Here is a 23,557-nt window from a genome sequence, read left to right on the forward strand (position 1 = left end):
TACTTGTATGGTGTAGATGTTTTGCAGCAGGTGTGTGGCGGCGGCGGGCGCCGCCAGGCGGCGGAGTTGGCCGGGGTCAAATTCGGTCGGTGGCGGTAATGGCGCTGCGGCGCTGCGCAAAATAGGCGCGTGCCTGGTTCGAGTCGCGCTCGATGGCGGCCGTCAAAGTGGGCAAATCGTCGTATTTCTCTTCGTCGCGCAGTTTTTCCAAAAATTCCACGCGCACCAGCTTGCCGTAGCAGGACTGATTGAAATCGAACAGATGCACTTCCAGCAGCACGCGGCCGCTGTCATCGACGGTGGGGCGCACGCCAAGGCTGGCCACGGCCGGCAGCGGTGCCGGTCCCAGGCCATGCACTTGCACAATGAAGATGCCGGACAGGGCGGTGCGGTGCGCCACGCGCAGGTTCAGGGTGGGAAAACCTAGGGTGCGGCCCAGCTTCTGGCCGTGGATCACGTGGCCGGAAATGGCGTACGGATGACCGAGCAGCTGCGTGGCCAGCGGGAAATCGCCGGCGGCCAGGGCCAGGCGCACGGCCGACGAGGAGATGCGCGTGCTGCCGTTCATCACGGTAGGCAATGTTTCTACGTGGAAACCATATTGGCGGCCCGCTTCCTGCAGCATGGCGACGTCGCCGGCGCGCCGGGCGCCATAGCAGAAGTCGTCGCCGACCATCAGCCATTTCACGTGCAAGCCGTCGACGAGGACTTTTTCCGTGAATTCCTGCGGCGTCAAGGCGGCGAACTGGGCGCTGAAGTGCTCGACGACGACACGGTCGATGCCGGCGTCGTCCAGCGATTGCAGCTTGTCGCGCAGGTTGGCGATGCGCTGCGGGGCTTTGGACAGGTCGCCCGCGCGCTGCGCGAAGAATTCGCGCGGGTGCGGTTCGAACGTCATCACGGCCGCTTCGATGCCGAGCTCGGTGGCAGCTTCGCGCACGCGCGCCAGCAAGGCCTGATGGCCGATGTGGACACCGTCAAAATTGCCGATGGTCAGAGCGCAAGGCGCTCGTGCCTGGGCATTGGGAAGTCCGCGGAATACCTTCATAGGAATCTGATGAAAAACTGTGCCAAAAGGGGGATTATACGGACTGTTTCAGGGATGCACACCCGGCAGGGCGGCCTCAGGGGTAATTTCCCTGCTGAAATGATAAAAAGCGTTGCCGGCGGGTGTGCTGGCAACGCTTTTCGGGAACTAACAGCTTGACAACATGTTCAGGGCTAGGCGCCGCGTCGAAGACAGTACGAATGTACGGCGAGACGCGGCAACAACGCCCTGGACGTGTTGTCTTATTTATTCATTAACGTCCAGTAACGGGCCAGGTCAGCCGCGCCATCCGTGCCCTTGACGGCTTTGAGTGCCGTCGTGGCGTTGGACTTCTTGCCAGCGTGGATGTAAGCGATGCCCAGATGCAGCTTGGCTTCTTCCGCATACTTGGCGGTGCCCAGTTTCACGGCGTCGTTCATCAAGCCCAGGCCCTTCTCCGCCTGGCCGTCGTAGACGAGGGCGAAGCCCAGCTTGCTCAAGCTGTCGGCGTCCTTGTTCTTGACGTATTCCGCTTCCGACTTGGCCGCGCTGGCTTTCAGGTCGGCCTGGGTTTTCAGGGCCAGGTCTTTCAGGCGCTGGTGACGGGCTGCATCGGCGCCGGTACCCAGCACGCCTTTTTTGTAGCCTTGCTCGATGATGCTCAACGCTTCGCCAGGATTGCCTGCTTGCAGGGCCAGCTGGCTGATTTCCATGTATTCGGAAGGCTTGCTGAACAGGCCGTTAGCCAGGCGCAGGCGCTGGACGTCCAGGCCCAGGCGTTGCGAGAAGCCAGGTTTGCCCGAAACGCGGTTCAGCAGGTCGGCCCAGTAGCTGGTTTTCGGATAGCTCGATGCCAGTTTTTCCAGGGTGGCGACGTAGCCGCCCTTGTCGTTTTGCTTCATCTGGATGTTGGCCAGCATTTGCAGGCTTGCTTCCGAGTTGCCGCCGCGCGCTTGCAGCTCTTTTGCCGCTTCGGCGTAGTTGCCGCTGACGTAGTAGGTCTGGATCAGCAGTTCGCGCATCTGTGGATCTTCGCGGTCTTTCAGCGAGCGTTTGATCCAGGTGATGGTGTTCGGCCAGTCCTTGGCGCGGTAGTACATGCCTGCCAGCGCTTGCGTGAATTTCGGGGCTTCGGCGGCGCTCAGGCGGCCGGAATTGATGACGGCTTCAAACGCCTTGATGGCGGTGCCGTTGTCGCCAGCGGCGGCGGCGGCCGAAGCGCGTACGCGTTCGATCTGGTAGCTTTCAAAGGCGGTCTTGCCGCCAACGCTGTCTGCTTCACGCAGTTTGGCCAGCGCTTCCTTGTTTTTGCCGCTGCTAGCGAGTTTTTGTGCTTCTTGCAGTGGCTTGCCGACTTCGGCGCGCACGGTGTCCGCGGCATATGCCAGCGAGCCCAGGCCGATTACAGGAGTTGCTGCGGTAAAACCGATAGCGGCCATGACGAGGCCGAGATGAGCGAGACGAAACTTGGACATGAGAAAGTCTTTCAGTAAAAAGCGAATAGGCAGGAAGTCCTGCCTATTCGGATGTAAAGATAACCTGATTGCTACAGCTTACTGGAATTGCTCGTTGCCGACCAGACCGATTTTGGTCACGCCCAGACGCTGCGCCGACGCCATCACACCGGCGACGACTTTGTATTCCACCAGCTTGTTAGGACGCAGATGCACTTCTGGCTGGTCTGCTTGCGCAGCAACGTTGCTCAGCTTGGCTTCCAGCGTATTACGATCAGGTACGACCTGATTGTCCCACAAGATAGTGCCATCAAAATCGACATCGATCGTGACGACCACTGGTTCGGTTGTCGGTGGCGGCGGGGTGCCGACCGGCATGTTCAGGTTCACCGAGTGGTTTTGCTTAGGAATCGTGATAATCAACATGATAATCAGCACCAGCATCACGTCGATGAGGGGCGTCATGTTCAGTTCCATCATTGGTTCCGGATCCGCGCCTGCTGCGCTTCCCGAACCGACATTCATACTCATAGTGTTTCCTTTAAGAAGTCCAACGAAGCACCGGGCAAAACTGCCGCCCGGCAAGCTTCCTTCAGCGGCGCCCCCGTGTTGCCGGGGCACCGCTGTCAGTCGCTATCAGCTCTTGTCAGGTGGTTCGGTGATGAAGCCGACCTTCTGGATCCCGGCACGTTGGGTCGTGTAAATAACCCGGCCGATCGATTCGTAGCGTGTTTCTTGGTCGCCACGAACGTGTACTTCCGGCTGCGGTACTTTCACTGCTTCAACTTTAAGATAATCGAACAGCTCGTTCGTGTCTTTCAGTCTGGTCTGGCCCAGGTAAATCTCGCCATCCTTGTTAACAACGATGTTAACGTTTTGCGGCTTGGTTTGCAGGGCTTGGTTCGTCTCAATCGGCAGATCGATTTTCTGCAGCTTGAGGACAACCGGACTCGTAATCAAGAAAATGATCAGCAAAACCAACATGATGTCGACAAGCGGCGTCGTGTTGATTTCTGACATTACCTGATCTTGTTCTCCGCTGTCGGAGCCGACGGACATCGACATGACTTATCCGATCTTTTTAGCGCCGGCAGCACGGCCAGCTTCGCTGGTGGACATGACGCCGGAAACCAGAACCGAGTGAACGTCGGCGCTGAACGAGCGGATGTCTTCCATTGCGGTTTTGTTACGACGAACCAACCAGTTGTAACCCAGAACGGCAGGAACAGCGACCAGCAGACCGAAAGCGGTCATGATCAGTGCTTCACCAACTGGACCTGCAACTTTGTCGATCGATGCGTTACCGGTCATGCCGATAGCGGTCAGTGCGTTGTAGATACCCCAAACGGTACCGAACAGACCGATAAACGGTGCGGTCGAACCAACGGTTGCCAGGAACGACAGGCCATCTTGCAGACGCGATTGCACTTTGTCCGAAGCGCGCTGGATCGACATCGTCACCCAGGTCGACAGATCGATTTGTTCCAGCAGGGCGCCGTCATGGTGAGCCGTTGCCTTGGTGCCCGATTCAGCGATGAAGCGGAATGGCGAACCTTCTTCCAGGGTTGCCGAACCAGCAGCGATCGAAGGAGCTTTCCAGAATTTGGCAGCGGCTTCTTTAGCTTGCTTGAAGATCTTCATTTGATCGATCAGCTTGGTGATGATGATGTACCAGGTACCGATCGACATGATGACCATGATGATCAGGGTGGCGCGTGGCACGAAGCCGCCGTCCCACACTGCTTGCAGGCCGAACGGGTTGTGCACTTCTTCGGTTTTGGCTGGAGCTGCTGCATCAGCGGCTGGAGTTGCTGCTGCGTCTGCTGCTGGAGCGGCTGCATCTGCAGCAACTGGTGCTGGTGCAGCGTCTGCCGCAGGAGCCGAAGCGGCAGCCGATGCTGGCGCGTCAGCGAATGCCGGAGCTGCTACCAGAGCGGTAGTGGCGGTAACGGACAACAGAACCGCGGCAAAAAATGCGGACAAACGGGTATTCTTAAACATGCTTCCTCCAAAATTAAAAATAACAGATCGCTGAACGTAATGACAACGAAATCATAGTGTGAGACAGGGGATAACTGTCTCGGGTTTTAATCCAGCGACCAAACGTATTGCATTTGCTGCCAGCCTTGTTCCGGCTTGCCGTCAACTGTTGCCGGCTTAAATGTACAGCGGCTGATACCTTGCACCGCGGCTTTGTCCAGGTCTCTGAAGCCGCTGGACTTCACGATCTTCGAATCAGCGACCTTGCCGTCTACACCGATCAGGAACGACAGTGTCACCACACCGGTTTCCTCGTTGCGCTGCGACGACTTTGGATAAGCCGGTTTTTCGCAGACACTGAAGTCAACCACGGCCGGTGTACGCACCGATTTGGCTGGTCCAGGAGTTGGCGCAGGCTGTGCAGGCGGCGATGGCGGCGTCAATACATTCGTGGCTGGTTTCACGGTCGTCGCATTTGCAATCACGTTCTGCTGTGGCGGCGGCTGCTGCACGTTCACCTCGACTGGCGGAATGAATGGCGGCGGTGGCGCTTTCATTTCTGGCGGCGGTGGTGGCGGTGGAAGATCCTTCGGTGGAGGCGGTTTGACTTCCTCGATAATCTTGGTTTCAACCGGTTCCATCATTTTGGTGACTAACCGCTTGCCCAAGCCCGTCACGATCCCGTAAGCCGCGAGAACGTGCAGCAGGACAACGATAGTGATGCCTGTGTAGTTCTTGGGACTTTTCTCGTTCGAAAAATTCATGCCTGCTTTCTCCAAATACCATCTCTTGTCTTGCAACTGAACCCCAAAATGACGACACAAAGCTCCAGCCGTATCCGGGACGTCGCCGAATTATACATACGAATTCTTTATTTTACACAGATTTTTAACGCCTAAAACCGGTTAAATTTTTGGCGCTTTTGCGCCCTGAAAACGTACTTGCTTATGTCATCTTTGCACGCTTTCGGACAGAAAAAAAGGCGGTCTTATCGGTTTTTTACAGCCGTTTTGGGCGACCGCTGCTAAGTTCTCCGATGTGCCTATCTGGCGGAATTATATTTCGTGATATTCAATATGGAAACTGCTAAATTTGGAGAAAAATCTTTCTTTTGGGAAATGTTTTAGCTCGGAACCAGACCACTTAGCGACACGCGCGCACCAAACGGGTGCGGAACGGACTTTATCCAGGTCAAAAAAGGCGCTCCCGGTGGCTGTTTCGACGCCGCCAGGCCATACGGAATTCCTATACAGGCATAGGAAGCGCTTATATTCTTGCCATTGATTATTATCAACAAATCATTTCATGGCCGGACAACCGGATCATCGCGCCGGTTACGTTTTTCCCGTCGGCAATTCAATGTGCCCAGGACAACCCCTTGCGGATCGACCGTATCGAGGTGCACATCGAAGCCCCACAGCCGCGCCACGTGCTTGAGCACCTCGGCTGCCTGCTGGTTCAGGGGACGGCGCTGGAACTGCGTGTGGCGCAGGGTCAGGGCGCGGTCGTCGCGCGTATTGACGGACCAGACCTGGATGTTCGGCTCGCGGTTGCCCAGGTTGTACTGCTCCGCCAGCTGCTGGCGCACGTAGCGGTAGCCGGCATCGTCGTGGATGGCGGAAATGGCCAGCTTTTCATTCTTGTCGTCGTCGAGCACGGCAAAGAAGTGGAATTCGCGGATCAGCCGCGGCGACAGATACTGGGCGATGAAGCTTTCGTCCTTGAAATTGCGCATGGCAAAGTCCAGGCTCTTGCGCCAGTCGCTGCCGGCCATGTCGGGGAACCAGGCGCGGTCCTCGTCCGTCGGGTGCTCGCAGATGCGGCGGATGTCGCTCATCATGGCAAAACCCAGCGCATATGGATTGATGCCGCTGTAATAGGGACTGTCGATGGGCGGCTGGTAGACGACGTTGGTATGGCTTTTCAGAAATTCCATCATGAAGCCGTCGCCCACCACGCCTTCGTCATACAGCTGGTTCAATATCGTGTAGTGCCAGAAGGTGGCCCAGCCCTCGTTCATGACCTGGGTTTGCCGCTGCGGGTAGAAATACTGGGAAATCTTGCGCACGATGCGCACCATCTCGCGCTGCCACGGTTCCAGCAGCGGCGCGTACTTCTCTATGAAGTACAGCAGGTTTTCCTCGGGTTCGGGCGGAAAGCGGGGCGCGGCCTTGCGCTGCTCGTCCTCTTCCTCGTCTTCGTCGCGCCGGGGCAGGGTGCGCCACAGCTGGTTGATCTGCGACTGTACATAGGCTTCGCGCTCTTTCTGGCGCGCATATTCCTTCGCCATCGACAGTTTCGCCGGGCGCTTGTAGCGGTCCACGCCATAGTTCTGGATGGCGTGGCACGAGTCGAGCAGCAATTCGACGGCATCGACGCCATGGCGCTGTTCGCACTCGGCAATGTAATTCTTGGCAAACACCATATAGTCGATGATGGCGTCCGCATCCGTCCAGGCGCGGAACAGGTAATTGCCCTTGAAGAAGGAGTTATGGCCGTAGGCCGCATGCGCGATCACCAGCGATTGCATGGTCAGGCTGTTTTCCTCCATTAAATAGGCGATGCACGGGTTCGAGTTGATGACGATCTCGTAGGCCAGGCCCATCTGGCCCCGCTTGTAGCTTTTCTCGGTAGACAGAAAGTGCTTGCCGAACGACCAGTGGTTGTAGGACACGGGCATGCCCACCGAGGTGTAGGCATCCATCATCTGCTCGGCCGTGATGATTTCCAGCTGGTTCGGATAGGTGTCGAGGCCAAACTGTTTCGCCACTCTGCGGATTTCCTCGTGGATTTGCTCGATCAGTTCGAACGTCCACTCCGACTGCTCGGGCAGGGCGTTCGGGTGGCGCAGGCGCTCGAACGGCTCGCCCGGGGTGTTGCTGGCGCGGTCAAAGGCTGCACTCATCATTTCACCTGTTTCTTGAACAGTTCGCGGAAGACCGGATAGATATCGGCCGGCGTGACGATCTTTTGCATGGCGAAATGGGCGTGATGGTCGAGCACGCCCGCGTATTGCTCCCACAGGTTTTGCTGCGGGCCGTCCGTGATCTCGACGTAGGTGTAGTACTGCACCTTGGGCATGATGGTGTTGATCAGCAACTGGCGGCACAGCACGGAATCGTTGTCCCAGTTGTCGCCGTCGGAGGCCTGCGCCACATAGCTGTTCCATTGCCCGGCGCCATAGCGTTCGTCGATGATGGTGTTGAGCAAGTGCAGCGCCGAGGACACGACGGTGCCGCCCGACTCGCGCGAATTGAAGAATTCATGCTCGTCCACTTCGGCCGCCGCCGTATGGTGGCGGATGAAGACGACCTCGATCTTGTCGTAGGCGCGCTTGAGGAACAGATACAAGAGGATGAAGAAGCGCTTGGCCGTGTCCTTGCGCGATTCGTCCATGGAACCGGAGACGTCCATGATGCAGAACATGACGGCCTGCGTCATCGGCTTGGGCACCTTGATGCGGTTGCTGTAGCGCAAGTCGAACGGGTCGATGAAGGGAATGGCCAGCAGGCGCGTGTGCAGGTGGTGGATCAGGCGGCGCAGTTCCGTGACGAGCGGGTCGCTGTCGGGCGCGCCTTCGTGCAGCAGGGCCGCCAGGTCTTCCTCGGCTTGCGCCAGCTGCTTGCGGGCGCCGCCGCCGACGGCGATGCGCCGCCCCAGTGCGCCGCGCAGGGAGCGCAGCACGTGGATGTTCGATGGCGTGCCCGACATATTGTAGCCGGCGCGCTGGTTCTTGAATTCCGTGGTGGCCGTCAGCTGGGTTTTTACCATGTGCGGCAATTCGAGGTCTTCGAAGAAATAATTCATGAATTCTTCGCGCGACAATTCAAAGATGAAATCGTCTTCCGTCGTCTCGTCGCTATTGCCCGCCTTGCCACGCCCGCCGCCACCGCCGCCTTTCGGCCGCGCGATCTGGTCGCCTTTCAGGTATTCCTTGTTGCCGGGATTGACCACTTCCCACACGCCGCCATGCGCGTGGCCGAACGACGGTTCGCCCACGTCCTTGACGGGGATGCTGACCTTCTCGCCATTCTCGACGTCCGTGATCGAGCGCCCCTTGATGGCGCGCCCCACGGCATCCTTGATCTGGCCCTTGTAACGCCGCAGGAAACGCTCGCGGTTGACGGCGGATTTATTCTTGCTTTGCAAGCGCCTGTCGATGAGGTATGTCAAAGGGTGCCTCCTTGCCTCTCGTCTTGCGCGCCCCGCCAGTTGCCGGGCGGGAGCGCGCCTCCGCTGTCCGCGCTAGGATGACTTGCGTACGCGCAAGTACCATTCGCATAACAGGCGTACCTGCTTGGCCGTATAGCCTTTTTCCACCATGCGGGCCACGAAGTCGGCGTGCTTGTTGGCATCGTCGGCGCTGGCCTTGGCATTGAAGGAAATCACGGGCAGCAATTCCTCCGTATTCGAGAACATTTTCTTTTCAATTACGGTGCGGAACTTTTCATAACTGGTCCAGGCGGGATTCTTGCCACCGTTCGAGGCCCGTGCGCGCAAGCCGAAGTTCACGATTTCGTTGCGGAAATCCTTCGGATTGGAAATGCCCGCCGGTTTCTCGATCTTTTCCAGTTCATTGTTCAGCGATTCGCGGTCAAAACTTTCGCCCGTGTCCGGATCGCGGTATTCCTGGTCCTGTATCCAGAAATCGGCAAACGTCACATAGCGGTCGAAAATGTTTTGCCCGTATTCCGAATAGCTTTCCAGGTAAGCCGTCTGGATCTCCTTGCCGATGAATTCCACATAGCGCTGCGCCAGGTGCTCCTTGATATACGAGAAGTAGCGCTGCTCGAGTTCCGGCGCGAACTGCTCGCGCTCGACCTGCTGCTCCAGTACATATAATAGATGCACGGGATTGGCGGCCACTTCGGAATTGTCAAAGTTGAACACTTTCGACAGGATCTTGAAGGCAAAGCGCGTCGACAGCCCGTTCATGCCTTCGTCCACGCCCGCGTAATCGACGTATTCGTGCATGGACTTGGCTTTCGGATCCGTATCCTTGAGGTTTTCGCCATCGTAGACGAGCATCTTCGAAAAGATGCTGGAGTTTTCCGGGTCTTTCAGGCGCGACAGGATGGCGAACTGCGCCATCATGCGCAGGGTGCCGGGTGCGCACGGGGCCTTGACCAGCGAGGAATTGGCCACCAGCTTGTCGTAGATCTTGATTTCATCGGACACGCGCAGGCAATACGGCACCTTGACTATATAGATACGGTCAAGGAAGGCCTCGTTGTTGCGGTTGTTTTTAAACGTCTTCCATTCCGACTCGTTCGAGTGCGCCAGGATGATGCCGTCAAACGGAATCGCGCCGAAACCTTCCGTGCCCTTGTAGTTGCCTTCCTGCGTGGCCGTCAGCAGCGGGTGCAAGACCTTGATGGGCGCCTTGAACATTTCCACGAATTCCATCAAGCCCTGGTTGGCCAGGCACAGGCCGCCCGAATAGCTGTAGGCGTCCGGGTCGTCCTGCGCATAGTCTTCCAGCTTGCGGATGTCGACCTTGCCCACCAGCGAGGAAATATCCTGGTTGTTCTCGTCGCCCGGCTCCGTTTTCGAGATGGCGATCTGTTTCAGCACGGACGGATAGCGCTTGACGACGCGGAACTGGTTGATGTCGCCATTGAATTCATGCAGGCGTTTCACGGCCCACGGGCTGGGGATGTTGCGCAGGTAGCGGCGCGGGATGCCGTAATCCTCTTCCAGGATGGTGCCATCCTCTTCCTCGTTGAACAGGCCCAGTGGCGATTCGTTGACGGGCGAGCCTTTCAGGCAATAGAAAGGCACGTGTTCCATCAGCGACTTGAGTTTTTCCGCGATGGACGACTTGCCGCCGCCGACAGGCCCCAGCAGATACAGGATCTGCTTGCGTTCTTCCAGGCCTTGCGCCGCATGGCGGAAATACGAGACGACTTGCTCGATCACTTCCTCGGTGCCGTAGAACTCGCGGAAGGCGGGATAGATCTTGATCACCTTGTTGGCGAAGATGCGCGACAAGCGCGTGTCGTTGCGCGTGTCGACCAGTTGCGGCTCGCCGATGGCGGCCAGCATGCGTTCGGGCGCGCTGGCATACGTCAGCTTGTCCTTCTTGCACAGGGCCAGGTATTCGGTGAGCGACATTTCCTCTTCGCGGGTGCGCTCGTAGCGTGCTGCATAGTTATCAAAAATGGTCATGTCAATGTCCTTTAATGTAAACCTGAACTGCCAGTCACCATGGCCGCCCGCCTGGCACTCGCCTGGGCTTGCCGTCTGAATTTTTTCTGTACCCCGTACCGATTTTTATTGTTGTTTCAAGCCCGGCTGTCTTTGCGAGTCCGGATTGCCCGGACCAAAAAACTGGCGCTTGATGCCGTGTGCTGACGTGGCCAGCCGGCTTTTTTTCACTGTTGATAGCGCTTGTTGCACCTACCATTACCCCATGAAATTAATTATTGCTCTAAAGGATCAGGAAGTCAAAAGATATGTCAGCATATCCTTAATACTTGTTTGTAAATTGTTGATTTAATTGGATAAATCATCAAATTTTTCCTCGATTTCAATGAACCTTTGTATCCCTTTTAAACCATCATACGACAATTCGCCAGCGCGTGCCGATGCCGGCCACGGCGGCCGGGCGCCGGTGAGGCTGGCCATCTTGCGCTAAGATGCCTGCATGTCTGATGGCCCTGCGCGCCGCGCGTGCGCGTGCGCGAGCCAGCATTTTTATCGTCACCCTATAAGGAACACCCATGATGAACCCCCAATTGCGCGCGATCGTCCGCGGCATGCCGAAGGCCGAACTGCATATCCATATCGAAGGCTCGCTGGAGCCAGAACTGATTTTCGCACTGGCAGCGCGCAATGGCGTGCCGCTTGGCTATGAATCGGTGGAACACTTGCGCAGCGCCTATGCTTTTACGGATTTACAATCTTTTCTCGACATTTATTACGCTGGCGCAAGCGTGCTCTTGAAAGAGCAGGATTTCTACGACATGACGCAAGCCTACCTGCGCCGCGCCGAAGCCGATAACGTCTTGCACACGGAAATCTTCTTCGACCCGCAAACCCACACGGCGCGCGGCGTGGCCATGGCCGACGTGATCAACGGCATCCACCGCGCCTGCCAGGACAGCCCCGTCAGCGCGGCCCTGATCCTGTGCTTCCTGCGCCACCTGAGCGAGGAAGAAGCGTTCGAGACCCTGGAAGACGCTTTGCCGCACCGCGACAAATTCATCGGCATCGGCCTCGACTCGTCGGAAGTGGGCAACCCGCCCGAGAAATTTTCGCGCGTGTTTGCCCGTTGCCGCGAGCTGGGCCTGCACCTGGTGGCCCACGCGGGCGAGGAAGGTCCGCCAGCCTACATCCGCACGGCGCTCGACGACCTGCAGGTCGAACGCATCGACCATGGTGTGCGCTGCCTGGAAGACGCGGAACTGACGGCCCGTCTGGCGCGCGAACAGATCGCGCTGACCGTGTGCCCGCTGTCGAACACCAAGCTGCGCGTGTTCGACCAGATGCATGACCATAACCTGGTGCAATTGCTCGACGCCGGTCTGCTGGTGACGGTGAACTCGGACGATCCCGCGTATTTCGGTGGCTACATGAACGACAATTTCGACGCCATCTTCGACGCCTTGCCGCTGGGCCTGTCCCACGCGCAACGCCTGGCGCGCAACGGTTTCATCGCCGCCTTCCTGCCGCAGGCGCAGAAAGACGCGTTTCTCGCTACCGTCGATGCGTATTTCGCGCAGCACGCCGCCGCCCACGGCATCGCGCAATAAATCTACCGGAAGACCCGCCGCCCATGTTCCGCCTCTCCCTGAAAATGACCGGCCGCGACTGGCGCGCCGGGCAACTGCGTTTCCTGCTCGTCGCGCTGATCGTCGCCGTGGCGGCCCTGTCGGCCGTGGGCTTCTTCGTCGACCGCCTGCGCGCGGGCCTGAACCGCGACGCGCACCAGCTGCTGGGGGCCGACCTGGTCATCAGCGCCGACCAGCCCGTCAATGCGGCCTGGCGCGCTGAAGCGCAGAAGCGCGGTTTTATTTTGGCCGACACGGTGACGTTTCCCAGCATGGCGCAGGCGGGCGAGGGCGAGCAATCGCTGTCGCAGCTGGCGTCCATCAAGGCCGTCTCGCCCGGCTACCCGCAGCGGGGCAAGCTGAAAATCACGACCAAACTGAGCGAAGCGCAGGATGCCGTCGGACGGCCGACGGACCAGGTGCCGGCGCCCGGCACCCTGTGGGTCGATGCGGCGATTCTGTCCAGCCTGAACGCCAAGCTGGGCGACACACTCACCTTGGGCGACAAGGCATTTACGGTCACGCAACTGATCGCCAGCGAGCCGGACCGCGGCGCGTCCTTTCTGAATTTCGCCCCGAGAGTGATGCTGCCCCTGAGCGACCTGGCCGCCACGGCGCTGGTGCAGAACGGCTCGCGCGTATCGTACCGCTTGCTGCTGTCGGCGCCGCCCGCCAAGGCGGCCGAGCTTGCGCAATATCAAGCCTGGCTGGAAAGCCAGATCAAGACGCAGGCGATCAAGGGCGTGCGCATCGAATCGCTGGAATCGGGCAGCCCGCAAATGCAATCGACCCTGGACCGCGCCGACCGTTTTCTTTCCCTCGTCGGCTTGCTGTCGGCCATGCTGGCGGCCGTCGCCGTAGCCATGGCGGCGCGCCGCTTCATGCTGCGCCACCTGGACGCTTGCGCCATGCTGCGCTGCCTGGGCTTGACGCAAAACCAGGTCACGGCCATGTACGTGATCGAATTCCTGCTCGTCGGCCTGGCCGGCAGCGTCGTTGGCGTAGCTGTCGGCTTCGGCGGCCACCTGGTGCTGCTGGAGTTGCTGGGCAAACTGGTGCAAAGCGACTTGCCGCCCGTGTCCATGCTGCCCGCCCTGCAAGGCGTGGCCACCGGCATGCTCTTGTTGCTGGGCTTTGCCCTGCCGCCGATTTTGCAGTTGCGCAATGTGCCGCACAACCGCGTGATCCGCCGCGAACAGGAGCCGCCGCAGGCGCTGGCGCTGGCCACGTATGGCCTGGGCATCGCCGCCTTCGTCGTGCTGCTCTTGTGGCAGGCGGGCGACGTGAAACTGGCGCTGCTGACGGCGGCCGGTTTCCTCGGCGGCTTTGCCCTGTTCGGCCTGGCCGGCTGGCTGGGCATCAAGTCGCTGAAAACCCTGCGCGGCGCCTTCAATCACCAGGGCTGGCGTTTTGCCGTCACGTCCTTGCAGCGCCGGCCGGGCGCCACCGTCATCCAGGTGGTGTCCCTGGCCTTGGGCCTGATGGCCTTGTTGCTGCTGACGGTGGTGCGCGGCGACTTGATGGTGGCCTGGCGCAACGCCACGCCGCCCGATGCGCCGAACCGTTTCATGATCAATATCTTGCCGGAACAGAAAGAGCCGATCGCCGCGCGCCTGGCGCAAGCCGGCGTGGCCAACGCGCCCCTGTATCCGATGATACGCGGGCGCCTGGTGGCCGTGAATGGCAACACCATCACGGAAAGCACCTACGAGGATGACCGCGCCAAGGGCCTGGCCGACCGCGAATTCAATCTGTCGACGATGGCCACGATGCAGGAAGAAAACAAGCTGGTCGCCGGCAAATGGTTCGGCAATGCGCCCGGCGCGCCGGCTGAAGCGTCCGTGGAAGAGGGCATCGCCAAGACCTTGAAGCTGAAACTGGGCGACAAGCTGCGCTTCGACATCGCCGGCCAGCCCGTCGAAGCGGCGATCACGAGTTTGCGCAAGCTGGAATGGGGCTCGATGCGCGTCAATTTCTTTGTCATCATCAATCCGGCCGCCATGGCGGACACGCCGCAGACGTGGATCACGGCGTTTCACTTGCCGCCGGCGCAGGCGGACCTGGGCAATGCCTTGTTGCGCGACTACCCGAATCTGACGGTGGTCGACGTGGGCGGCGTGCTCAAGCAAATCCAGGGCGTGCTGGACCAGGTGGTGACGGCCGTCGAATTCCTGTTTGCCTTCACTTTGGCCTCGGGCTTGCTAGTGCTGTATGCGGCCCTGATGGGCTCGCAGGACGAGCGCACGCGCGAAGCGGGACTGCTGCGCGCCCTGGGCGCCACGCGGCGCCAGCTGGCGCAAGCGCAGCTGATCGAGTTCTCGCTCGTCGGCGCGCTGGCCGGCTTGCTGGCGGCGTCGGGCGCGGCCGCCATGGGCTGGGCCCTGGCCACGTACCAGTTCAAGTTCGCCTGGAGTTTTGCGCCCGGCGTGTGGGCCTTCGGCCTCTTGGCCGGCGCCCTGTGCGCGATCGCCGGCGGCTGGCTGGGCTTGCGCAATGTGCTGAAACATCCGCCGCTGCAGACCTTGCGCGAAGGCTAAACCTGAACGCTGTCGTCCGCCTGCGCGCGTAAAAATTGCGCGTAGGACATGACCGGTTGGCCCAGCTGGTGTGGCGGCACGTCGAACAGGGCCCAGAAATACGTCACGCGGCCCAGGCAGATGGTGGGCGCGGCGCAGTAGCGGAACCAGTTCTCGCCGATGTGCGCCGCATACATGCCGTCGCTGTCGGCGTCGGAAAAGTAGGGAATCACGCGCATTTCCAGCAGGGCCAGCAGCAGGGATTCGGGCGCATCGCTGTCGCGCGCCATTTCGTACTGCGTGTGCAGGCTGCGTTCCGTCTCGATGATCATCAGCCTGGCCTGGCCGTCGCGCGTGAAAAACAGGATGCCGCTGGGATTGGGAAAAATATAGTATTCGACAAAACCATGGCGCCGGCACAGCTCGTGCACGACGGCGGCCAGCGCTTCGTCTTTCAGGAAACTGTAGTCGTGCAGCATCAGCAGGTCGCGCACGGTGTCCGACTGCTGCAGGAAAAATTCGCGCTGCAGGGCATGGACTTCCTGTTCCAGGATGTCGAGCGCATCGTCGTCGCTCTTCTTGATGTAGCGGTCGATCAAACCCCGGTTGAAGGCCGTCACGGCCACCTTTTCATCGGCCGCGCCCGTAAATAAAATCTTCTTGCACGGCAAGTCACGCACGGCCTGGCAAAATTCCAGGCCATTCATCTGCGGCATCGAATAATCGACCACCAGCACGGAGGGCACAGCAAAGCGCTGCGCCTGGCCGCTGATGCGCCAGATGCGCTCGATGTCGAGCGCCACGTTGCACTGGTCGGGCGGCAGGTTCTGCGTGTCGAAATTGACGTGCAGCGGCGTTTCGCCCGGTTGCGCGCTCTGGCGCAGCCAGTGCAAGGCGCTGCTGGTGTCGTGGAAGGTCTTGCGCGCCAGGCCGGGATCGAGCTGGAACGCCAGGCTTTTCAGGAAGGAATCGCTGTCGTCGATCAGGACGGTCAGGGTCGGATGGGTGTAGACGGGCAGTTGCATGCGTCACCTTGCGGGAAAAGAGGATTGGAAGCGGGCCGGCATGGGCTGGGGAAACTCCAGGATGAAAATCGCATACGCATGCTCGCGCGACACGCAGCGGATGCGCGCCTGCCAGGCCGTGACGATCTGCTGGCACAGGGCCAGGCCGATGCCGCTGCCGTTATGTACGGGATAGGAGTAAAAACGCTCGAAGATCAGCGGCAGGCGGTTCTTCGCGATGCCGCAGCCCGTGTCGATGAACAGCAGCCTGGGCACGGGACGGGCGCCGTCGATGATGATGCGCACTCTTCCCTTGCCGGCCCGCTGGATGGCTTTCAGCGCGTTTCTCAGCAGGTTCAGCAGGATCACCACGCACAGTTCGTCCTGGCCCGCGAACTGGAAGTCGGCGCGCACGTCCACCTTGACGCTGCTGCGCTGGCTGTTGCCGGTAAATGGGTAGCGCTTGAGCACGGAGCTGACCATGGCCAGCATCGATAGTGCCTGGCTGGGCTGGAGGTTGCGGTTCACGGCACTGGCGCTCATCAGGAACAAATCGATCATGTGCTGCATGTGGCGCACTTCGAACTGGATGCGCGTCAGGGCTTCCTGCAGCGGGGGCATGTCGTCCACCTGGCCGGCCAGCTGCGGCAGCAGCCGGCGCATGCCCCGCACATTGGCTTCCACGCTGGTCAGCGGCGTGCGCAGCTCGTGCGCCACGGAACCGAGTCCGGCCGCCAGGCCTGCCAGCCGTTCCCGTTCCAGCACCTTGCTGCCCACTTTCACCACGGACAGCGCGGCAATGGTGAACCAGTGCACGGGCAGTTGCTGCAGCACTTCACGCTGCAGCAGGAAGCCGCCTTCCCCTTGCAGGATCACGGCGAGGCAGGCGGCGCTGGTGCCGATCAGGTAGGCGCGGCAAGCCAGTTTCGTTTCGAAATGAAACAGCACGACCAGGCCGATCAGCAGCGATTCGCTCCAGATGGACGAAGCATGGTTCATCACAAACATGAAGGTAAAGAAGAAGGGCAGGATGTAGCTGAGCGCGAACAGCAGGTAGCGCGACAGCCAGCGGGCCGAGAAGCGGCGGGCAAACAGGCCGGCCACGCAGATGCCCACGCCCGTCAGGCGCAAGGTCAGGTTTTCATAGGCTTGCGGAAAAAAGTAATGCCACAGCAAATAGTACAGCGGCATCGCCACCGTGCCCACGGCGGCCAGCATGGCGACCCTGCCGGCCAGGTTTTCATGCGGTATGCGCTCATGCAGCAGCGAATGGAGCAGGCGCCTGCGCCAGTATGTCCATCGTGCTTGCAATTGCTGCGTCATGACTCTGCCTTGATTCTCTTCAGAACATTATCATCGCGTAAATTTTCCTGGTTGAACGGTTATCTCGCCGGACATTGATATACGTCAATGGATGGGTCGGCTAGACGGTCAAGGCTTTAATCCGCAGCAAACATTTCCCTAGGAGAAAACTCATGACCATCGCTACCAGCTTGCCCATCCCATCGTTCGCCCGTGCCGAACACTGCCTGCCAGACTACATCGTGCGGCGCATGGATGCGCATCACATCACGCGCATCGAAAAATTGCTGGGCGGCCAGCATCCCCACGCCTGGCAACCGACACCGGCCCATGCCATTTTCCTGGCCGGCAACGACTACCTGTCCATCGCCGCGGAGCCGGCGCTGGTGGCGGCCCAGGTGGCGTCGCTGCAGGCGCATGCGGGCGGCATGCTGATGTCGGCCGTGTACTTGCAGGAAGGCAGCGAACAGCACCGGCTGGAAAGCCGGCTGGCCCGTTTCATGGGCTGCGAGGACGGTATCCTGGCGCAGTCCGGCATGGCGGCCAACGTCGGATTGATCCAGTGTATCGCCAGCCCCGGCATTCCTGTTTATCTCGACATGCAGGCCCACGCCTCGCTGTGGGAAGGCGTGCTGTCGGCGCAGGCCCTGGCCGTGCCTTTCTTGCACAACGACATGACTCACCTGCGGCGGCAGGTGGAAAAGCATGGCCGCGGCGTGATCGTCGTCGACGCCCTGTACAGCACCAACGGCAGTCTGGCGCCGCTGCTGGAATTGCTCGAAATCGCCGAGCGCAGCGACTGCGTGGTGGTGGTCGACGAGTCGCACTCGCTGGGCACGCATGGTCCGCAGGGCGCGGGCCTGGTGGAAGCGTGGGGCCTGGGCCACCGCGTGCATTTCCGCACGGCGTCGCTGGCCAAGGCCTTCGCGGGCCGGGCCGGCTTCATCAGCTGTTCCAGCCGCTTCAAGGGCTATTTTTTGTCCGAATCACGGCCCGCCATCTTCAGTTCCTGCCTGCTGGCGCATGAGCTGGCGTGGCTGGGCGCGGCGCTCGATTTCATCATGGCTGCCGACGGACGGCGCGCCACCTTGCGGCGCCATACGCTGCAGGTGCGCGAAGGCTTGCGCGAACTGGGCTACAACGTCAGCGATGGCACGGAGCAGATCGTGGCGCTGGAGGCGGGCGGCGAACCTGCCACCCTGGCCCTGCGCCAGGCGCTGGAACGGCAAGGTATTTTCGGCGCCATGTTTTGCGCCCCGGCAACGGCGAAGAACCGCGCCCTCGTGCGCCTGACCCTGAACGCGGGACTCGACGAGGCGGCCATCGACCGGGTGCTGGTGGGCTGCGCCGCCATTCGCGCCGAAGCGGGCGTGGAACAGTGGCAGTCGACGCGGCGCCTGCGCAAGCTGGCGCTCGTGTAAGCGGCAGGCAGGCTGGCAGCGTCAGCCGGCCAGCTTGCCGAGGATGGCCGACAGCGCCGCCAGTTGTTCCGCCGGCGCGTCGTGCAGCAATTCGCGTCCCACCGCCTGCGCCGTGGCGCTGGCATGTTCCAGCAATGCCAGGCCGGCGGCCGTCAGCACGGCATAGCCGACGCGCGCGTCGCGCGCATCGGCCTGGCGCGCCACCAGGCCAATCTTTTCCAGCGGCATCAGGGAGCGTGTGACGCCAGAGGCCGTCAATGCCAGGCGCTCGGCCAGGTCGATGCGGCGCAGCCGCGCACCGGGGGCGCGCTGCAGCTGGTACAGCAATTGATAGTCGCTGAAGCTCAGGCCATGCAAATTGCCCAGGGTGCTGTCGAAGCGGCGCACGATGAGCGCCTGGGCGCGCGCCAGGCGCAGGCAAAAGTCCAGCGCGCCATCGCCGTCCGGCGAGAGGGGAGTGTGATCGTTCATGCCATCCTTTGTTTTACTGCGAAGTGCTTGAGTATGCAAGTGTAATGCACCGCAGCTCAATACAGTGGCAGACCCTGTTCCAGCCAGTGCGCGCGGTGCAGATCCAGCAGGGCGCCCAGTTCGGCGTCCGCATCGAAGGCGGGATCGTCGGGAAGCTTGAGCGTATCGATGACCGTGCAGGAAAAGGCCGCCGCGCCGTCGCGCCGCCAGTCCGCCTGCAGCGCCGCATTGCGGTGCTTGCCCAGGTTCAGTTCGAAGCGGTGCCGGTTCAGCATGCCGGGCGCGTTGCGGCTGCTTTCAAGCAAGGTGCGCCCGCTGGGCAAGTGGCGCAGGGCGATGATGCCCAGCGGCGGTGGCTGTTGCCGGTAAGCCGCTTTCAGGGCTGCTTGCTGTGTTTTATCCATAGTGAAACTTTCTCAAGGTTGAATGACGCAATCGGCTTCCCCGATGCGGGGGATGCCGGTCAGCAGGGCGGCGGCCACGGCTACGGCCAGCAGCAGGGCGCCGCCGCCGCAGAATAGTTCGCCCACGGTGACGTGGCGCAGCAGCGCGCCCGTGGCGGCCGCCGACAGCGGCGCCAGGCCCAGGAAGATGCCCATGAACAGCGCCATCGCCCGGCCCAGCATGGCGGGCGCCACGCGCCGCTGTATCCACGTAAAGATGGCTACCTGCAAGTAACCGCCCAGCAGCCCCGTCACGGCCAGCAGGGCCGCGCCTTGCCAGGCCGTGTCGACTTGTCCCAGCCCCATCAGCAGCAGGCCGACGACCGCATCGACCAGCAGCAGGGTGGCACCGAAGCGGGGCCGCAGCCAGGCGCCGCCCAGGCTGGACGCCAGCATGCCGGCCAGGGTGCCGGCGCCATGCGCGCCCATCAGCAAACCGAGCGCCGCGGCGCCGTGCAGGCGCTCGCTGGCCAGCACGGGCAAGGCCACTTGCAGCGGCCCCATGACGAAGAACGCCACCACGGCCCAGTAGGCATAGCAGCTGCGCAAAGGAAGGTCGCGCCAGACCATGGCCAGGCCCGCCGCCATGTCGCGCCACATGCCCTGCGCCGTGGCCGCTGCCAGTGGCCGCAGCTTGACTTGCCGCAAGGTCCAGGCGGAAAACAGAAACGTCAGCGCATCCATGGCAAAGGCGGCGGCCAGCGCCGCCATAGCGGTTTGTTGCCCGCCCCCGTGGGCGCCGAGCACGAGCGCCGCCAGCAGGGGGCCGGCCAGCAAGGACAACTGGCGCGCACCCATCTGCAAGCCATTGGCGCTCTGCAACGATGGCGACGGCACGGCTTGCGGCAGGATGGCCGTGCCGGCGGGAATGGCGAAGGCGGATGCGACGCCCAGCGCCAGCGCGGCCGCATACGCGAGCGCCAGGCTGGCCTGGTCCAGCACCAGCAGGCCGGCCAGCGCCAGCAGGATGGCGGCGTTCGCATATTTACTCAGCTGCAGCACGCGCCGGGGCGAGTAGCGGTCGGCGATGGCGCCACCGAACAAGATGAGCACGGCGCGCGGCGCGCCCATCAGGGCCACGGCGATGCCCAGGCTGAAGCTATCGTTTGTCAGGCTCAGCACCAGCCAGGGCAGGGCCAGCATGCTGAACTGGTCGCCCAGCATGGACACGAGGCCGCCGCCCAGCAGCCAGCGGAAATTGGTATTGCGTAGCAAATGCGGTTCTGCGGTGGTCGACATGGTGGTTGTATTTGTATTTAAAGATTGCATGGTAGTTGATATAAGCTTGAGTAGTCAAGTATATTGCTTTTTATTGTGGCAGAGGCGCCGGCGCCGCATGGGCCGCCAGCGCTTGCGCTATCATGGCGGCCATGACTGATACCACTGCCCCCACCCTGTACGAGACCATCGGCGGCGCCCCCGTGCTGCGCGAAATGGTCGACCGTTTTTATGACTTGATGGAGCTCGAAATCGAGTTCGCCGGCATCCGCGTCATGCATCCGCCATCGACGGACGGCTCGCGCGACAAGCTGTATTTCTTCCTGACGGGCTGGATGGGCGGGCCGGATTTGTATATCGAGAAATTCGGCCACCCGCGCCTGCGCGCCCGTCACTTGCCCTACGCCATCGGCACCAGCGAGCGCGACCAGTGGTTGCGCGCCATGGCGTGGGCCATGGAAGACACGGGCATCGAAGAGTCCTTGCGCGTGCGCCTGATGGAATCGTTCTATCAGACGGCCGACTGGATGCGCAACAAACCTGACTGACAGCCATGAGCCCTATCGAGTTTTACAGCCTGCTGGGCGCCGCCATCGTCGCCATCGTTTTATTGCTATTGATCTTGCTGCGCCCCCGTGGCGCGACAGGCGATGGCGCCACCACCCTGGCCCTGGTGCAGCAGCACCAGCAGCAAAGCCTGGAACGCATCGACCGGGTCGAGCGCGAAGTGCGGCTGCAACTGCAGGCGTCGGCGCAAGCCACGCGGCAAGACCTGGCCGCCAGCCTGGCGCAATTCCAGGCGGCGACCTTGCAACAGCTCGACAGCCTGCGCACGCAGATGCAGGCGCAGGGGAAAGTCGGGCGCGAGGAGCAGGCGCAAAGCCTGGCGCGCTTTGCCGACAGCACCAACCAGACGCTGGCGCAGCTGACGGAATCGAATGCGCAGCGCATGCTGGAAGTGCGCGCCACCCTGGAAAACAAGATCCGCGACTTGCAGGCCGATAATGGCGCGCGCCTGGAAGAGATGCGCAAGACGGTCGACGAGAAACTGCACGCGACGCTGGAGACGCGTTTGACGGCCTCGTTCCAGCAAGTGTCGGAGCGGCTGGAAAAAGTCCACCAGGGGCTTGGCGAAATGCAGCAGCTGGCGCTGGGCGTGGGCGATTTGAAGCGGGTGCTCACCAATGTGAAGACGCGCGGCACGTGGGGCGAGGTGCAGCTGGAAATGCTGCTGGAGCAGGTACTCACTGTCGACCAGTACGCGAAGAACGTGGAAACGGTGCCGGGCAGCGGCGCGCGGGTGGAATTCGCCCTGAAGCTGCCGGGCATGCTTGATGGCGGGCCGCCCGTGTGGATGCCGATCGATGCGAAGTTCCCCAAGGAACAGTACGAGCGCCTGGTCGAAGCGGCCGAGCGCGCCGATGCCGACGGGGTGGCCCTGGCCGGACGCGAGCTGGAACGGGCCGTGCGGGGCGAGGCGAAAACCATTGCCGAGAAATACCTGGCGCCGCCGCAAACGACGGATTTCGCCATCCTGTTCCTGCCCACGGAAGGCTTGTATGCGGAAGTGCTGCGCCGTCCGGGCCTGGCCGACGAATTGCAGCGCGTGCACCGGGTCAGCATCGCCGGGCCTTCCACCCTGACTGCCTTGCTCAACAGCCTGCAGATGGGTTTCCGCACCCTGGCGCTGGAAAAACGCTCGTCGGAAGTGTGGCAAGTGCTGGGCGCCGTCAAGACGGAATTTGGCAAGTTCGGCGACGTGCTGTCGCAAACGCGCCTGACCCTGGAAAAGGCGGCGAAGAATATCGAAAGCGCGGAAGTGCGCAGCCGGCAGATGGCGCGCAAATTGAAATCCGTGGAAGCCTTGCCGGGCGAGGCGGCCGCCTTGCTGCTGGGTAAGGCGGACGCTGGGCTGTCCGCCGAGGCGGACGGCGAATAGCGCCGCCCGCGTTCAGGCCGCTGCCGCCGGTCGGCGGCGCAGCGTGGCGCTGACCAGCAGCGCCAGTCCCGCCAGCAGCATGGCCCAGGTGTGCGGTTCCGGCACGGCCGGCAGGACGGACAGGTCGGTGGGCGGCAGCGAGGGCAGGATGACGGTGGGGACGAATGGCTCGGCGATGATGCTGCCGCCGCGTGGTGGCTGGCCACCGCCTATGCTCGACGGCAGCATCGTGTCGTTGCCGGTGCGCACGACATCGAAGACCAGCAGGGGCAGGCTGGCCACCACGGCCGGCGGCACGCCCGTGAACGAACCGCCATGCGCGCCGGCGGGATGCTCGATGACGGGCACGCCCGCTGTGGCAGGCGTTGCCGCAGGTGTGGCGGCCACCGGCGTTGCGCCGCCTGGCGCAGCTCCGCCAGGGGCAGCACCGGCGCCGCGCGGCCCGGCCGCCGCCTGCGTGATGCGGCTGACATTGCGGCACACGGTGGGCACGAGGATGCAGGCGCCCTGCACGCAGTACACGAGTCCCCGTTCCTGCATCTGCTCGCTCCAGCCTGCACGCGTGACATTGCGGCAAACGCGGCCCGGCCCGAAATGCATGTCGCTGATGCGTGCATCGTAATTGCCCTTGCCGCGGATGGCGTCGCGGCTGATCACGACGATTTCATCATACTGGCGCGCGCGCATGCGCGCCTTCAATTGCTCGCGCACCTGCGGCGCGATGTCCGGGTAGCGGTCCACGGCGGCAACGACATCCCCCATGAACGGGTCGACGCCCGGGCGATTCCAGCTGCAGTGTTCCAGCACATCGGCCCGTGGGGCCCCTTTGGCATCAGCGGGCAGCGGCGCCAGCGACAGCATGCCGAGCAGGCAAACCGCTCCCAGCATGCCGGCGCCCGCGATCCATGAACAGTGTCTCATTATTAGTTTCCTCGTGAAAACAATATCAAAATTGAATTTTTATGCGAGATCGGATGTTATCACCGAAGAAACTCTCATATCAACAAATA

20 protein-coding genes are annotated in these 23,557 nt (G+C 61.6%); 5 read left to right on the forward strand and 15 right to left on the reverse strand.

The genetic code is table 11. The annotated features are described in order from the left end of the window. Positions 1 to 76: 76 nt before the first annotated feature. The 9 genes from ACPJXG_RS05655 to ACPJXG_RS05695 all read right to left on the reverse strand — a co-directional run bounded on the left by ACPJXG_RS05655 (position 77) and on the right by ACPJXG_RS05695 (position 10,629). Positions 77 to 1,048, reverse strand: a complete 972-nt coding sequence (locus ACPJXG_RS05655; RefSeq protein WP_425253665.1) for a bifunctional riboflavin kinase/FAD synthetase — start codon at positions 1,046 to 1,048, stop codon at positions 77 to 79. A 242-nt stretch (positions 1,049 to 1,290) separates the two neighbouring features. Further along, positions 1,291 to 2,502, reverse strand: coding sequence for a hypothetical protein (locus ACPJXG_RS05660; protein ID WP_035821474.1), 1,212 nt, complete (start codon positions 2,500 to 2,502; stop codon positions 1,291 to 1,293). A gap of 78 nt (positions 2,503 to 2,580) precedes the next feature. After that, a complete protein-coding gene (locus ACPJXG_RS05665) occupies positions 2,581 to 3,012 on the reverse strand; it encodes an ExbD/TolR family protein (protein WP_170840419.1) in 432 nt (143 codons plus the stop codon). 105 nt (positions 3,013 to 3,117) lie between these two features. Then, positions 3,118 to 3,546 carry an ExbD/TolR family protein gene (locus tag ACPJXG_RS05670; protein ID WP_035821469.1) on the reverse strand — a complete coding sequence of 143 codons (429 nt, stop codon included), beginning with the start codon at positions 3,544 to 3,546 and terminating at the stop codon, positions 3,118 to 3,120. A gap of 3 nt (positions 3,547 to 3,549) precedes the next feature. After that, complete coding sequence (locus tag ACPJXG_RS05675; RefSeq protein WP_200880281.1) at positions 3,550 to 4,482, reverse strand: MotA/TolQ/ExbB proton channel family protein; 933 nt, start codon at positions 4,480 to 4,482, stop codon at positions 3,550 to 3,552. 86 nt (positions 4,483 to 4,568) lie between these two features. Beyond that, complete coding sequence (locus ACPJXG_RS05680; protein WP_035821463.1) at positions 4,569 to 5,225, reverse strand: energy transducer TonB; 657 nt, start codon at positions 5,223 to 5,225, stop codon at positions 4,569 to 4,571. Positions 5,226 to 5,764: 539 nt separating this feature from the next. Next, a complete protein-coding gene (locus tag ACPJXG_RS05685; protein WP_099402964.1) occupies positions 5,765 to 7,366 on the reverse strand; it encodes a SpoVR family protein in 1,602 nt (533 codons plus the stop codon). Then, positions 7,366 to 8,634 carry a YeaH/YhbH family protein gene (locus ACPJXG_RS05690; protein WP_035821458.1) on the reverse strand — a complete coding sequence of 423 codons (1,269 nt, stop codon included), beginning with the start codon at positions 8,632 to 8,634 and terminating at the stop codon, positions 7,366 to 7,368. The genes ACPJXG_RS05685 and ACPJXG_RS05690 overlap by 1 nt, the downstream gene beginning before the upstream one ends. Before the next feature lie 72 nt (positions 8,635 to 8,706). After that, complete coding sequence (locus ACPJXG_RS05695) at positions 8,707 to 10,629, reverse strand: PrkA family serine protein kinase (RefSeq protein WP_099402965.1); 1,923 nt, start codon at positions 10,627 to 10,629, stop codon at positions 8,707 to 8,709. Between the two features lie 554 nt (positions 10,630 to 11,183). On the opposite strand from ACPJXG_RS05695, the gene ACPJXG_RS05700 reads away from it, so the two are divergent. Beyond that, positions 11,184 to 12,215: an adenosine deaminase gene (locus ACPJXG_RS05700; RefSeq protein ID WP_425253666.1), complete on the forward strand. Its 1,032-nt coding sequence runs from the start codon at positions 11,184 to 11,186 to the stop codon at positions 12,213 to 12,215. A 23-nt stretch (positions 12,216 to 12,238) separates the two neighbouring features. After that, positions 12,239 to 14,770 (forward strand): ABC transporter permease, encoded by a 2,532-nt coding sequence (locus ACPJXG_RS05705; RefSeq protein ID WP_425253667.1) that lies wholly within the window; start codon positions 12,239 to 12,241, stop codon positions 14,768 to 14,770. On the opposite strand, the gene ACPJXG_RS05710 is transcribed toward ACPJXG_RS05705, so the two are convergent. After that, positions 14,767 to 15,774, reverse strand: coding sequence for a response regulator (locus tag ACPJXG_RS05710; RefSeq protein ID WP_402719230.1), 1,008 nt, complete (start codon positions 15,772 to 15,774; stop codon positions 14,767 to 14,769). The genes ACPJXG_RS05705 and ACPJXG_RS05710 overlap by 4 nt on opposite strands. A gap of 3 nt (positions 15,775 to 15,777) precedes the next feature. Then, a complete protein-coding gene (locus ACPJXG_RS05715; RefSeq protein ID WP_425253668.1) occupies positions 15,778 to 17,076 on the reverse strand; it encodes a sensor histidine kinase in 1,299 nt (432 codons plus the stop codon). A 152-nt stretch (positions 17,077 to 17,228) separates the two neighbouring features. On the opposite strand from ACPJXG_RS05715, the gene cqsA reads away from it, so the two are divergent. After that, a complete protein-coding gene (gene cqsA, locus ACPJXG_RS05720; protein WP_425253669.1) occupies positions 17,229 to 18,476 on the forward strand; it encodes an alpha-hydroxyketone-type quorum-sensing autoinducer synthase in 1,248 nt (415 codons plus the stop codon). A gap of 21 nt (positions 18,477 to 18,497) precedes the next feature. Here the strand turns inward: cqsA and ACPJXG_RS05725 are convergent, their stop codons facing one another. The 3 genes from ACPJXG_RS05725 to ACPJXG_RS05735 are packed head-to-tail and all read right to left on the reverse strand — an operon-like array spanning position 18,498 to position 20,629. After that, positions 18,498 to 18,947, reverse strand: coding sequence for a MarR family winged helix-turn-helix transcriptional regulator (locus tag ACPJXG_RS05725; protein WP_099402971.1), 450 nt, complete (start codon positions 18,945 to 18,947; stop codon positions 18,498 to 18,500). Positions 18,948 to 19,003: 56 nt separating this feature from the next. After that, the gene (locus ACPJXG_RS05730) at positions 19,004 to 19,351 is read right to left on the reverse strand and encodes a GIY-YIG nuclease family protein (RefSeq protein ID WP_425253670.1); all 348 of its coding nucleotides are present in this window, start codon (positions 19,349 to 19,351) and stop codon (positions 19,004 to 19,006) included. Between the two features lie 12 nt (positions 19,352 to 19,363). Then, positions 19,364 to 20,629 (reverse strand): MFS transporter, encoded by a 1,266-nt coding sequence (locus ACPJXG_RS05735; protein WP_425253671.1) that lies wholly within the window; start codon positions 20,627 to 20,629, stop codon positions 19,364 to 19,366. A gap of 131 nt (positions 20,630 to 20,760) precedes the next feature. On the opposite strand from ACPJXG_RS05735, the gene ACPJXG_RS05740 reads away from it, so the two are divergent. After that, positions 20,761 to 21,156, forward strand: a complete 396-nt coding sequence (locus ACPJXG_RS05740; RefSeq protein WP_425253672.1) for a group II truncated hemoglobin — start codon at positions 20,761 to 20,763, stop codon at positions 21,154 to 21,156. 5 nt (positions 21,157 to 21,161) lie between these two features. Next, complete coding sequence (gene rmuC / locus ACPJXG_RS05745; protein WP_425253673.1) at positions 21,162 to 22,547, forward strand: DNA recombination protein RmuC; 1,386 nt, start codon at positions 21,162 to 21,164, stop codon at positions 22,545 to 22,547. A 12-nt stretch (positions 22,548 to 22,559) separates the two neighbouring features. Here rmuC and ACPJXG_RS05750 read toward each other — a convergent pair whose 3' ends face one another. Then, on the reverse strand, positions 22,560 to 23,468 hold the full coding sequence (locus ACPJXG_RS05750; RefSeq protein WP_425253674.1) for an MHFG family PEP-CTERM protein: 909 nt from the start codon (positions 23,466 to 23,468) through the stop codon (positions 22,560 to 22,562). Positions 23,469 to 23,557: the final 89 nt, after the last annotated feature.

Source organism: Janthinobacterium sp. NFX145, assembly GCF_049810325.1.
Classification (GTDB): Bacteria; Pseudomonadota; Gammaproteobacteria; order Burkholderiales; family Burkholderiaceae_D; genus Janthinobacterium; species Janthinobacterium rivuli.